Annotated in this window: 14 protein-coding genes; 10 read left to right on the top strand and 4 right to left on the bottom strand. The window is 40.3% G+C overall.

Features of this window, described 5'->3' with window-relative positions:
* Positions 1-5: 5 nt before the first annotated feature.
* Both ACRRSQ_RS05455 and ACRRSQ_RS05450 read right to left on the bottom strand, forming a co-directional pair.
* Positions 6-1364 (bottom strand): Do family serine endopeptidase, encoded by a 1359-nt coding sequence (locus ACRRSQ_RS05455; RefSeq protein ID WP_440874695.1) that lies wholly within the window; start codon positions 1362-1364, stop codon positions 6-8.
* 77 nt (positions 1365-1441) lie between these two features.
* Complete coding sequence (locus tag ACRRSQ_RS05450; protein WP_440874694.1) at positions 1442-1894, bottom strand: YhcB family protein; 453 nt, start codon at positions 1892-1894, stop codon at positions 1442-1444.
* Between the two features lie 164 nt (positions 1895-2058).
* On the opposite strand from ACRRSQ_RS05450, the gene zapE reads away from it, so the two are divergent.
* From zapE to ACRRSQ_RS05400, 10 genes are all read left to right on the top strand, one after another.
* Positions 2059-3174, top strand: a complete 1116-nt coding sequence (gene zapE / locus ACRRSQ_RS05445; protein ID WP_440874693.1) for a cell division protein ZapE — start codon at positions 2059-2061, stop codon at positions 3172-3174.
* A 383-nt stretch (positions 3175-3557) separates the two neighbouring features.
* Positions 3558-5711 (top strand): adenosylcobalamin-dependent ribonucleoside-diphosphate reductase, encoded by a 2154-nt coding sequence (locus tag ACRRSQ_RS05440; protein ID WP_440874692.1) that lies wholly within the window; start codon positions 3558-3560, stop codon positions 5709-5711.
* A 44-nt stretch (positions 5712-5755) separates the two neighbouring features.
* Positions 5756-6436, top strand: a complete 681-nt coding sequence (locus ACRRSQ_RS05435) for a TSCPD domain-containing protein (protein WP_440874691.1) — start codon at positions 5756-5758, stop codon at positions 6434-6436.
* 443 nt (positions 6437-6879) lie between these two features.
* A complete protein-coding gene (gene rplM / locus ACRRSQ_RS05430) occupies positions 6880-7308 on the top strand; it encodes a 50S ribosomal protein L13 (protein ID WP_440874690.1) in 429 nt (142 codons plus the stop codon).
* 3 nt (positions 7309-7311) lie between these two features.
* A complete protein-coding gene (gene rpsI / locus ACRRSQ_RS05425; protein WP_440874689.1) occupies positions 7312-7704 on the top strand; it encodes a 30S ribosomal protein S9 in 393 nt (130 codons plus the stop codon).
* A gap of 300 nt (positions 7705-8004) precedes the next feature.
* Positions 8005-8595 carry a ubiquinol-cytochrome c reductase iron-sulfur subunit gene (petA, locus tag ACRRSQ_RS05420; RefSeq protein WP_440874688.1) on the top strand — a complete coding sequence of 197 codons (591 nt, stop codon included), beginning with the start codon at positions 8005-8007 and terminating at the stop codon, positions 8593-8595.
* Positions 8595-9857 (top strand): cytochrome b, encoded by a 1263-nt coding sequence (locus tag ACRRSQ_RS05415; protein ID WP_440874687.1) that lies wholly within the window; start codon positions 8595-8597, stop codon positions 9855-9857. Before petA ends, ACRRSQ_RS05415 begins: the two co-directional genes overlap by 1 nt.
* Positions 9857-10561 (top strand): cytochrome c1, encoded by a 705-nt coding sequence (locus ACRRSQ_RS05410; protein ID WP_440874686.1) that lies wholly within the window; start codon positions 9857-9859, stop codon positions 10559-10561. Before ACRRSQ_RS05415 ends, ACRRSQ_RS05410 begins: the two co-directional genes overlap by 1 nt.
* A 158-nt stretch (positions 10562-10719) precedes the next feature.
* Positions 10720-11361 carry a stringent starvation protein SspA gene (sspA, locus tag ACRRSQ_RS05405; RefSeq protein WP_440874685.1) on the top strand — a complete coding sequence of 214 codons (642 nt, stop codon included), beginning with the start codon at positions 10720-10722 and terminating at the stop codon, positions 11359-11361.
* A gap of 11 nt (positions 11362-11372) precedes the next feature.
* The gene (locus tag ACRRSQ_RS05400; protein WP_440874684.1) at positions 11373-11840 is read left to right on the top strand and encodes a ClpXP protease specificity-enhancing factor; all 468 of its coding nucleotides are present in this window, start codon (positions 11373-11375) and stop codon (positions 11838-11840) included.
* A 79-nt stretch (positions 11841-11919) separates the two neighbouring features.
* Here ACRRSQ_RS05400 and dolP read toward each other — a convergent pair whose 3' ends face one another.
* On the bottom strand, positions 11920-12489 hold the full coding sequence (gene dolP, locus ACRRSQ_RS05395; protein WP_440874683.1) for a division/outer membrane stress-associated lipid-binding lipoprotein: 570 nt from the start codon (positions 12487-12489) through the stop codon (positions 11920-11922).
* A gap of 26 nt (positions 12490-12515) precedes the next feature.
* Positions 12516-13106 carry a phosphoheptose isomerase gene (locus tag ACRRSQ_RS05390; RefSeq protein ID WP_440874682.1) on the bottom strand — a complete coding sequence of 197 codons (591 nt, stop codon included), beginning with the start codon at positions 13104-13106 and terminating at the stop codon, positions 12516-12518.
* Positions 13107-13130 lie beyond the last annotated feature (24 nt).

Genomic DNA, 13130 nt, shown 5'->3' with positions numbered 1-13130 from the left:
AGGGATTAACGGATCATCAAGTATAAGTTGTTGCCGCCGCGGACAATATTCAGTGCCAATACTCCTTTATGATCTTTTAGGTATTTGCGTAAATCGGCAATTGACGTAACACGTGTACGGTTAATACCAGTAATAACGTCATCTTCTTCAAGGCCTATCATTTCAGCAGGGCTACCTGATTCAACGTCACCAACAACAATACCTTTGCTCTTGGTGCTATTTTCTAATTCAGCACCTTCTAGCATTGGGTGAATACTAGAGGCTTCAACATTGGCTGCTTCAGACTTTTTCAAAGTCACATCAAAGTCTTTTTCTTTGCCGTCACGAATAACGGTAATTTCAACTTCTTTGCCTGCGCCAATAGAGCCAATTTTGCCGCGCAGTTCGTTAAACGACTTAACCGCTTTACCGTTAACTTTAACAATAACGTCGCCCGCTTTAATGCCAGCATTGTCGGCTGCCGAGTCAGGCACTACTTGTTCGACAAAACCACCTTGGTTAGTTTTAAGTTCCATTGCTTTGGCAATTTCACTATTAACGCTTCGGCCAGCAACACCTAATACGCCACGACGAATTTCACCAAACTCAATAATTTGATCGATTAGGTTTTTCATCATGTTGCTTGGAATGGCAAAGCCAATACCAACGTTGCCACCACTTGGTCCTAAAATGGCGGTATTAACGCCAATTAATTCACCGCGTAAGTTAACCAGTGCGCCACCTGAGTTACCGCTATTGATTGCCGCGTCGGTTTGAATAAAGTCTTCAAAATTTTCAATGTTTAAACCACTTCGACCTAAAGCGCTGACAATACCAGATGTAACGGTTTGACCTAAACCAAATGGGCTACCAATGGCTACGGCAAAGTCGCCAACACGTAAGGCGTCAGAGTCAGCAATTTTAATTTCAACTAAATCTTCAGCATCAACTTGTAATAAAGCGATATCGCTGCCAGCGTCAGAGCCAAGTTTTTTCGCTTCAAGCTGACGACCATCTTTTAAGGTGATCATAATTTCGTCGGCTTGGTCAATAACGTGGTTATTGGTAATGATATAACCTTCGTCAGCATCAATAATGACACCTGAGCCTAAACCTTGAAATGGGCGTTCTTGTGTTTGCGGGCCTTGCTGGCGATTATTACCAAAAAAACGTCTAAATACGTCAGGTACACGTTGCTCAATTTCATGGGTACCTTTTACTGAAATGCTAACCACTGCCGGTGTTGTTTTTTCAAGCATTGGTGCCAAACTAGGTAATTCTTGTCCATTCACAGCAAACGGTAAATTCGCTTGCACAGGCAAGCTCGACAACAGCAGGGTACTAGAAAGTAACGAAGCGCTTATAACAGCAGTCAGTTTTTTCATAATAAAAATAATTCCTTAAACTTAATATAATTGACTTATTAAAAGACTGAGTAAATTTGATAAAGTTCCGAAATAGCTTATTCAGGGTTTGTAACAGAGTGTTTCTCATCACGAAACAAACCACTTGGATTGCCTGAGTAATCAAGCGGTGGCTCGGTTAAGTTTTCTTCTGATTTAGCTTCTTTTCTTTGGTGTCTTAGCGACACAGTTTCTGCAAGCTGCTCTTGAGTTTCTTTTGAGAAAAATGGCATTGGCGTGCCTTCAGCCGGTGTTGCTTGCTTTAATAGCTTAGTGCTTTGCGCCATTTGCGACATCGCATTTTGGCAAGTAGTGTTCATTTGTTCTAATAATTTTGCAGAGCTTTCTAAGTGCTCGGCAACATCTTGTTTGTACTGTTGCAACTCAGCTTCACTTTGGCTTGCTTGTTCGGCAAGTTTTTGCTCTTTTGCAGAAGACGACACCAATTTACTGATAACAAAGCCAGCAATTGCACCAATAATAAAAATAATTAACCCTATACCTACACTCATACTGTACGACCTTAATTGTATTCAAGACAAAAATTAGTGAAAATAACCATATAACTAAATAAATAGCGACTAATGGATAATATAACGCGCTTAACCTTGCATATATAGTGAATATGTTTGCAATTTAATTTTTTTCAAGCTCCTTTTAATGAAATGGTTGGTAAATGATTAATCTTTCGCCTTTAGATAAGTATAACCAAGATTTAGCTCGTGACGATTTTCAATACGATGCTGCTCAAGAAAACGCGGTCAAACATCTGCAGCGTTTATATGAAGACCTGCAAAACAAACCTTTGCCGGTGTCGGGTTTTAAAAAAGTATTAAACCGCTGGAAGCGTGTTGTTGATAAGCAACCTAAAAAGTCAATTCAAGGACTCTACTTTTGGGGCGGTGTTGGTCGCGGTAAAACCTATTTAGTTGATACCTTTTATGACTGCCTGCCATTTGAAAATAAAATGCGCGTGCATTTTCATCGATTTATGCACCGTGTTCATCAAGAATTGAAAACCTTAACCGGGCAATCTGATCCGCTAAAGATCATTGCCAAACGTTTTGCCGACGAAACTTGTATTATTTGCTTTGACGAATTTTTTGTTTCAGACATTACTGATGCGATGATTTTAGGCACTTTATTTGAAGAGCTATTTGCCCATAACGTTACCTTGGTTGCAACCTCAAACATTATTCCTGATGAGCTGTACCGTAACGGTTTGCAGCGGGCGCGATTTTTACCAGCCATCGCATTAATTAATCAGCATACTGATGTGGTAAATGTTGATAGCGGTGTTGATTATCGTTTGCGCACCTTAGAGCAAGCGGAAATTTATCATTACCCGCTCGATCAAAAAGCTGACGAAAACTTATTCCGTTATTTTGAACAGCTTTCTTGTGAGCCGGGGTCAAAAAATACGACAATCGATATTAATAATCGAAAACTTGCCACTGTTGAGGTTTCGGATGGCGTAGTGCATTTTGAATTTTCAGAGCTATGTGAAAGTGCAAGAAGTCAGGGCGATTACATGGAAATCAGTAAGTTATACCATACGGTGTTGCTTGCCCATGTTACGCAAATGAATGGTGATTGTGATGACGCAGCGCGACGATTTATTGCGTTGGTGGATGAATTTTACGAACGAAATGTGAAATTAATCATTTCTGCGCAAGTTGCACTTGAAGATCTATATTGTGATGGACGACTGGTTTTTGAATTTAAACGTTGTTTGTCTCGCTTACAAGAAATGCAATCGCACGATTATTTAGCCAGCGAACACTTACCTTAAGCTTTTAATTATTTTCGATAGGCTTGGCATTAGCAACTAATAAGCTAATGCTGGGCTAACACTTGTTACATATTCCTTTCACTAAATCTATTACAATTTCTTTGCAATCGTAATCGACTTATTTATTAACGTCGACTCTTCTACTGTGTGTTTAAAATTACGCGCAAACTTTAAGCAATCGATAATTTTTTATTAGTATATTTCTTTGTACTTGGGTGCATTTTCATCAATTTTTTGTTTTTTTGCCAAAAGTGATTAAAATCACAAAATACAATATATAGTGTTTTGTGTTTTTAATTAATCTATATGTTGTGTTTTGTCGCTTGCTTTATCAAATATTACCGTTATCATAGGCTCCATAAAAAACTGTTTTGGAAAAACTCATGCTTAACAATGTCGCGACAAAAACCACTCAAGAAATTGAACTTCAAGCTGCTTCGCTAGATATCTGGGATAAAAAATATCGCCTTAAAGATAAACATGGTGTCGCGCAAGAAAATAGCATTGACCAAACCTTTGAACGTGTCGCTTCTGCCTTGGCGGCAATCGAGCCAAAAGATAAGAAAAAGTGGCAGCAAAAATTTAAATGGGCGATGGAAGCTGGTGCATACCCAGCAGGTCGCGTTATTTCAAATGCTGGTGCTGAAAAATTCAAACCGGCAACGTCAACCATTAACTGCACGGTTTCTGGCACCATTAGCGATTCTATGACCGGCATTTTAAGTCGCGTGCATGAGTCGGGTTTAACCTTAAAAGCAGGTTGTGGCATTGGTTATGAGTTTTCAACACTTAGACCTAGCGGCGCTTATGTTGCAGGCGCGGGGGCTACCACGTCAGGTCCGTTGTCGTTTATGGATATTTTCGACAAAATGTGTTTTACCGTAAGCTCGGCCGGTGGTCGCCGCGGCGCACAAATGGGCGTGTTTGATGTTTCACACCCTGATGTAAAAGAATTTATTTTAGCTAAACGTGAAGACGGTCGCCTGCGTCAATTTAACTTATCGTTGCTTATAACAGATGAGTTTATGGAAGCGGTAAAGTCTGACTCAGTTTGGCCGTTAGTGTTTCCTATTTCTGAAAAAGAACTCGCAACAGAAGCATTTGATTTAACCGACAGTTCAAAAATTGTTTATAAAGAAAACCATTTTGAAGCCGAGTACGTGAAAGAGCACGGTTATATTGTTAATGAAACCGGACAAATCGCCTGTCGTATTTACAATACCATTGCCGCTTCAAGGCTTTGGGATATGATCATGGCTAATACCTTTGATTATGCCGAGCCAGGTTTCTTACTTATCGACCATGCAAACGACATGAATAACAACTGGTTCTGTGAACAGCTTCGTGCCAGTAACCCTTGCGGCGAACAAATTTTACCGCCGCACGGCGCATGCCTTTTAGGTTCAGTCAACTTAGTGAAATTTGTTGAGAACCCATTTACCGAGCAAGCGCGTTTTAATTGGGACAAATTTAGAGAAGTGGTCAGCGTATTTACTCGCATGCTTGATAACGTGGTTGAAATTAACGGTTTACCGCTAGAAGAGCAGCGCATTGAAATTCAAAATAAACGCCGTCATGGCATGGGCTATTTAGGTTTAGGCTCAGCGATGACCATGTTGAAAATGCCATATAACAGCCCAGAAGCCATTGCCTTTACCGAAGAAGCGTCAAAAGTATTGGCGGTAACCGGTTGGCAAGCCGCGTTAGAGCTAGCGAAAGAAAAAGGTCCGGCGCCTATTTTGGCAAAAGAATTTACCGTTACCGCAGCGATGTTACACAAGCGCCCTGAAATGGCGAAAGATGGCATTAAAGTAGGCGATAAAATTAAAGGCGCAGTATTGCATGCTAAATATAGTCGTTATATGCAACGTATCGCAGAAGAAGCACCTGAATTAGTAGCAGAATTAGCGCAAGTGGGTGCTCGCTTTACTCATCACACTTCAATTGCACCAACCGGGACTTTAGCGCTTAGCTTAGGTAACAATGTTTCAAATGGTATCGAGCCAAGTTTTGCTCATGAATATCACCGCAACATTATTCGTGAAGGTAAAAAGTCTAAAGAGTCAGTTGCCGTTTCAAGCTTTGAATTATTAGCTTATCGCGAGTTAGTGAATAAAAACGCACAACCTTATGGCGATGAAGCTAACCAATTACCAGCATATTTCACCGCCAGTGAAGCAATTTCGCCACAAGAGCACGTTGATGTGCAAGCCGCGTCGCAATATTGGATTGATTCGTCGATTTCAAAAACGATCAATATTCCAACGGATTTTGCTTTTGAGAAGTTTAAAGATGTTTATATGTACGCCTACGACAAAGGGTTAAAAGGTTGCACAACTTTTAGGTTTAACCCAGAAGTTCACCAAGGTGTATTAGTCAAAGAAGAAGATCTAGCGAATGTGACTTATGACTTTACCTTAGCTGACGGCACAGTGATTAGTGCAAAAGGTAATGAAGAAATTACGTACGATGGCGAAGTTCATACCGCTGCCAACCTGCACGACGCACTAAAAGAAGGGTATTACGGCAAATTATAAACGCTGTGACATACCCTTTGATGTAAATGAATTGAGGAAAGACCATGATTGAAATTAAGCAAAATATTACCGCAGCAAAAGTGCAAAGTGCGGAAGAAAAAACTGAAGCTAACACACCAGAAAACGAGTCGGTGAATTTAAACGAAAATACCAAGCGTCCTGAAATGTTAGTGGGCTCTACCTATAAAATTAAGCCGCCAGTGTCAGATCACGCCTTGTACATAACCATCAACGATATCTTGTTGAACCAAGGTACAGAGCAAGAAATTCGTCGTCCGTTTGAAATTTTTGTTAACTCTAAAAACATGGAATTTTACTCGTGGATTGTCGCACTAACGCGTGTTATTTCAGCGGTATTTAGAAAAGGCGGCGACTGCACCTTTTTAGTGGAAGAGCTAAAAGCCGTTTTTGATCCAAAAGGTGGTTACTACCAACGTGGTACCGGTATTTTTATGCCGTCAGTGGTTGCTGAAATTGGTCATATCATTGAAACGCATTTAAAAACGTTAGATATGTTGCCTGGTAACGAAATTGACACCCATCAGCAGGCTTATATCCAACAAAAGAAAGCGGCAGCCAAAGCTGAAGCTGACGCCAATGCAACAAACAATAACAGTGACTTTCCGGCAACAGCGACTAGTTGTAATAAGTGTCATCAAAAAGCGGTGGTATTGTTAGACGGCTGCGCAACGTGCTTAAACTGTGGCGACTCAAAATGTGGTTAAGAGCAGCTGCAAGTTAGAAGTTAAAAGCGGTAAGCTGAAAGTGACAAGTTAGAAGCTGCAAGTGGAAAGCGGTAAGTAAATAGCTGCAAGTTGAAAGTCGCAAGCGACAAGCTAAAAGTGAACAGTGGGAAGCTAGATGTTTGCCTTTAGTGAATGGCTAAATTGCTTGCTTTGAAAATGAAATAAACGCCTGAGTTAATGCTAGCTCGGGCGTTTTTCTTTAAAATGAAAAAAATTAGCAATTGTTTGAAAAATAGACGTGATTTTTGCAAATAACTTCTGTATAATCCGCGCTCCCTAGTTACAAATGCACTTGTTCAATTTCCATGAATATTTGCAATGGGCTCGATACTCGAAGGGGTACTAGCGTAGCCTTTTAACCGATAGTTTAAGCAAATGCTTGAATTATTATTAAAGTAACATTTTTATAATTGGGTTTTTTAATGAAAACTTTTGTAGCAAAACCAGAAAGCGTACAACGCGAATGGTTCTTAGTGGACGCCGAAGACAAAACTCTAGGTCGTATCGCTACTGAAATTGCAACCCGTTTACGCGGTAAGCACAAGCCAGAATATACTCCTCACGTTGATACAGGCGATTACATCGTTGTTGTTAACGCTGAAAAAGTAAAAGTTACTGGTAACAAAGCGAAAGGTAAAATTTACTACTCGCATACAGAATATGTTGGCGGTCTTAAGCAAATTAGCTTTGAAAAGTTAATTGAAAAAGCGCCTGAGCGTGTAATTGAACTTGCTGTTAAAGGCATGTTACCTAAAGGTCCTTTAGGTCGTGAAATGTTCCGTAAACTTAAAGTTTACGCTGGTAACGAACATAAGCATTCTGCACAACAACCACAACTTTTGGAGCTTTAAGCAATGGCTGATAATCAATATTACGGTACTGGTCGTCGCAAGAGCTCAACTGCTCGTGTGTTTATGAAAGCTGGTAACGGTGCAATCACAATTAACAATCGTGACATTTCTGTATACTTCGGTCGTGAGACAGCTCGTATGGTTGTTCGTCAACCGTTAGAGTTAGTTGAAATGTTAGAGAAGTTTGACTTCAACATCACTGTAGTTGGTGGTGGTATTTCTGGTCAAGCTGGCGCGATCCGTCACGGTATTACTCGTGCATTAATGGAATACGATGAAAGCTTCCGTAGTGATCTACGTAAAGCTGGTTTCGTTACTCGTGATGCTCGTAAAGTTGAACGTAAGAAAGTTGGTTTACACAAAGCGCGTAAACGTCCACAATTCTCAAAACGTTAATATTTACGTTATACCATTTCAAAAACCGGCTTTATGCCGGTTTTTTTATTGCTTTTTTTTAACAAAAAAAAGCTGGTAATAATTCTCATTCTTCTTATCTGATGACGATTGATATTTTTTGAAAATATTTTCGCTATTCATGCGCCAAAACTGTGATTTACCTTGTAAAAAATAGGGCATTTCTTTATGATCAGGAAAATTTTTGTCACCAGAATATTCAAGTAGTAAAAAAGCTTTTCAAAATGTACGAAAAGCCTAAAAAAAACTGCGAATGAGTATAATAATATTTGGAGAGTTTGAATGAGCAATGCGCCCGTGAACAACGGCCGTCGACGCTTCCTTACAGCTGCTACTTCTGTAGTAGGTGGTGTAGGTGTAGTCGGTGTAGCTGTGCCTTTCATTGGTTCCTGGAATCCAAGTGCCCGAGCGAAAGCTGCAGGTGCCCCAGTTGAAGTCAATGTTGGTAAAATAGAACCCGGTCAATTAGTCCGTGCTGAATGGCGTGGTAAACCTGTTTATGTGGTTCGCCGCAGCGAAAAAACAGTAAGTGATTTGGCCAAGCATGACGATCAACTGAAAGATCCTAATTCTGAAGTTCCTCAGCAACCAGAATATGCCGCGAATGCATATCGCTCAATTAAACCTGAGTATTTAGTCGCTTTAGGTGTTTGTACTCACTTAGGTTGTGCACCTACTTATCACAAAGGTGATTTTGACCAACACGTTGAAGGTGTTTCTGAAGGTTTCTTCTGCCCTTGTCATGGTTCAAAATTTGATATGGCCGGTCGTGTTTTCCAAAGTGTACCAGCGCCAACGAACTTAATGGTTCCTGAGCACTCATTCCCATCGGAAGGCACTTTATTAATCGGTGTTGGACAAGGAGAAGCCTAATGAATAGTTTTCTAGCTTGGATCGAAAAACGATTACCTCTAATGGATGCAATGAACAAGCATGCTGTTCAATATCCTGCACCAAAAAACTTTAACTTCTGGTATGTATTTGGCATTTTAGCCAGTGTAGTTTTAGTTAACCAATTATTAACCGGTATCTGGTTAACGATGAGTTACGAGCCTTCTGGTGATGGCGCGTTTGCTTCAATCGAATATATTATGCGTGATGTCGACTACGGTTGGTTATTACGTTATATGCACTCAACCGGTGCTTCTGCTTTCTTTATCGTGGTTTATTTACATATGTTCCGCGGTATGATGTACGGCTCTTACCAAAAACCTCGTGAATTACTATGGATCTTCGGTATGTTGATCTTCTTAGTACTTATGGCTGAAGCTTTCATGGGCTACTTATTACCTTGGGGTAATATGAGTTACTGGGGTGCACAGGTCATTATTTCCCTGTTTGGGGCAATACCAGTGATTGGTGACGATATTACACTTTGGATTCGTGGTGATTACGTAATCTCTGGTGCAACGCTTAACCGTTTCTTCGCACTACATGTAGTGGCTATGCCATTGGTATTAGTGGTACTTGTTTTCCTTCATATTTTAGCGCTTCATGAAGTAGGTTCTAATAACCCATTAGGTACAGACATTAAGAAGCCTAAAGGCAGTGTTCCTCCTGAAGAGCAAAGTAAATTTGAATTCCATGAACAATACACTAAGAAGTACGATATTGTTGATGCGATCCCGTTCCACCCATACTACACAGTGAAAGATTTAGTAGCTGTGGTTATTTTCTTAATTGGCTTTAGCTGGGTTATGTTCTTTGCGCCAGAAGGTGGCGGATACTTTATTGAAGCGCCAAACTTCACACCTGCAAATGGTTTGAAAACACCTGAGCATATTGCGCCAGTGTGGTACTTTGGTCCGTTCTACACCATTTTACGTGTTGTTCCTGATAAGTTATTAGGCGCAATTGCGATGTTTGGTGCCATTATTATGCTATTCGCATTACCGTGGTTCGACCGTGGTACAGTTAAGTCAATGAAATTCCGTTGTACTTTACACACAGTTAACTTAATTCAATTTGCTATTTCATTCATCGTTCTAGGTATTTTAGGTACTATGCCTGCTACACCAACAGCGAACTTGATTGGTATTATCGCAAGTTTTGGTTACTTCGGTTTCTTCGTTTTATTATGGTTCTATAGTAAGAACGAAAAAACTAAACCAGTTCCAGAGAGGGTGTCAGGCTAATGAAAAAGTTTATTTTAGCACTTCTAGCTTTAGTTCCAATGTTAGCTTTGGCTGCTGGCCCAAGTATTCCATTAGATTCAGCAAATAACGATTTAAGTGATAAAGAATCACTTAAGCGTGGTTTCAAATCTTACCTTAACTACTGTTTAGGTTGTCACCAGTTGCAATACCAACGCTATAACCGTACGTTTGCTGATCTAGGTATCAGTGACGAAGAAGGTAAAGCAGAGTACATGTATACCGGTGAAAAAGTGGGTGATCATATTACTAATACCATGCCTCCAAAAGAAGCGGCAAAATGGTTTGGTACTACACCTCCTGATTTAACATTAGAAGCGCGTTTTAGAAAGAATGGTCCTGATTGGATTTATACTTACCTACGTTCATTCTACGTTGATGAAAGTCGTCCGTTTGGTGTAAACAACACGGTATTTAAAGACGTTGGTATGCCACACGTATTGCAAAACTTGCAAGGTATTCAAACTCTTGATGCTGATGGTAATTTAACACCAGCAACTGGTGGCACGATGACAGACGAAGAATACGACGAGTTTGTTCGCGATTTAACTAACTTTTTAGAATATACCGCAGAGCCTAATAAGCTTGAACGTGAAGCGCTAGGTTACAAAGTTATCGCTTTCTTATTCATATTATTGATTTTTTCATACTTACTGAAAAAAGAATATTGGAAAGATGTTCACTAATAACGAGCTAAGTTATTGAATTTTAAAAGGCAGTTCGTTAACTGCCTTTTTTATTCTTACTTTTAACTGGTATGACCAGTTTTCAATGTTAGGCTGGATAGGTTATCATAGGGAGTTCGTCAGCATTTAGCTGACTTTTTTCAATTTTTGGAGGCATTATGGCCGTAGCTGCAAACAAACGCTCTGTTATGACGTTGTATTCGCATGGAGATGACATGTACAGTCATCAAACTCGCATCGTTTTAGCGGAAAAGGGTGTTGGTGTAGACATTCATTTAGTAGACCTGGCTAACTTGCCTGAAGATTTACTTGATTTAAACCCTTATGGCACAGTGCCAACGCTTATCGATCGTGAACTTGCTCTATATGAAGCATCTATCATTATCGAATATTTAGACGAGCGTTTTCCACACCCACCATTAATGCCGGTATACCCAGTATCACGTGGTCGTAGTCGTTTAATGATGCATCGCATCGAGCAAGACTGGTATAGCCTTGCTAAGATCATTATTAGTGGTCCAGCAGACAAAGCTGAACAAGCACGTAAAGAGCTAAAAGAAAGCTTATTAAGTGTGGCACCAATTCTTAACGAAGCACCATACTTTATGAGTGAAGAGTTCAGCTTAGTTGATTGTTACTTAGCACCGCTATTATGGCGTTTACCTGCGTTTGGTATTGAGCTTGAAGGCCAAGGCGCTAAAGAATTAAAAACTTACATGCTTAAATTGTTTGAACGTGAATCTTTCCAAGCGTCATTAACGGAAGAAGAACGTGAACTACGTTTTGGTAGCCCAGTTTAGGTAATGGTTAAATGACATCAACGATGACATCAAACAAGCCTTATTTGGTTAGGGCTTTTTATGATTGGATTAATGACAATCAACTGACACCTTATATCGTGGTTGATGTTAGTGTCTATGGTGTTTTGGTGCCGATGCACTACGTGAATGATGGTCAAATTATTTTGAATATCTCACCAAGTGCCGTTGGAACAATTGCATTAGGTGGCGACACCATTGAATTTAGTGCGCGTTTTGGCGGTAAGCTTGAGCACATGAGTGTGCCGTATGGTGCAATTGCCGCTATTTATGCTAAAGAAAATGGCGCGGGTACTTCATTACCGATAGAACATCCGCCTGAGCAAGCTGAGGTTGAACAAGAAACGTCAACTAAAGCGTCGCTAAGTGACGTATCTTTGCAGTCGTCAACTGAGTCTGATTCAGAAACCGAAACTAAACCGAAAGAAAAAAGAAAACCGTCGTTGAAGGTGATTAAGTAACCTGCTACGAGGTTTAGACAGAAAAAAAGCAAGTATATCACTTGCTTTTTTTATGGCTGAATTTTCAATGAGTGAGTTTTTATCGGTACTCAAATAGTTTAAATACTCGATTTACACCGCTAATATGGCGGGTAATTTCAACCGCTTCATCAGCGTGCTCTTTGGCAATTAAGCCCATCAAAAATACTTCTCCGTTTTCAGTGACTACTTTTACGTTTGTGGCGTCGATATTATCACTGCCAAATAACTTGGTTTTTACTTTGGTGGTTAACCAAGTATCGTTAGTTCTAGTCGCGATTGAAGTCGTGCTGCTGATACGAATTTGATTATGAACTTGCTCGACACCTTCGGTTTCATTGACAAGTTTAATTGCTTCGTCACGTAAATGAGGGGTTGGTGTTTGCCCAACAACTAAAACGCGACCATTAATACTGACGACAGATAAGTTACTTTGTTCAGCAAGCGCGGTGTGTTGACGAAATTTTTGACCCAGTTCAAACTCAATACCTTGGTCGTCTATTTGCTTGCCTAACGTACGCTTGTCGGTTGCGACACTGGCACCACCTACAACAGCAACACCCGCTGCGGCAACGCAGCCTTGTAAAAAGGCGATACTGGTTAAAACAATGATCAGTTTAGAACACTTCATAATAACTCTCTTTAAATGGCGATAATTTACATTTCAGCTTGTGGAAAAAGGGTGGTATCGATTAAATCACATAAACAGTGGACCACTAAGGTATGTACTTCTTGGATGCGTGAATCTCGCGCCGACGGCACTTTAATTTCTACATCGGTCTCACCTAATAAACCAGCGATATCTCCGCCGTCTTTACCCGTTAAGGCGATAATTGGCATATCACGCGATACGGCTGTTTCAATCGCTTTAATAACGTTATTGCAATTACCGTCGGTTGATATGGCTAACAAAATATCACCATTGCTGCCTAACGCGCGGACTTGTTTCGAGAATACTTCGTCAAAATGATTATCGTTGGCCACCGCTGTTAGCGTATTGTTGTCGGTAGTAAGAGCAATAGCTGGTAGGCTAGGGCGCTCAGTTTCGTATCTATGCAATAAACCCGCTGAAAAAGCTTGAGCATCGTTAGCTGAACTACCGTTACCACAGCAAAGAATTTTATTACCCGCAAGTAAACTTTGCACCATTAACATGCCTGCATGTTCTATCGGCCCAGCAAGCATTTCACTGGCGGCGATTTTTGTTTGAATGCTTTCGGTAAAATTTTCTTTTATCCGTTCTAACATAATAAGGTTTGTTTCCGTTTTACA

The organism is Thalassotalea sp. PLHSN55, assembly GCF_052030545.1.
In the GTDB taxonomy this organism is placed as follows: Bacteria; Pseudomonadota; Gammaproteobacteria; order Enterobacterales; family Alteromonadaceae; genus CANMXU01.
The sequence above is the reverse complement of the archived record's forward strand: the minus strand, read 5'-3'. Positions and strand labels throughout refer to the sequence as shown.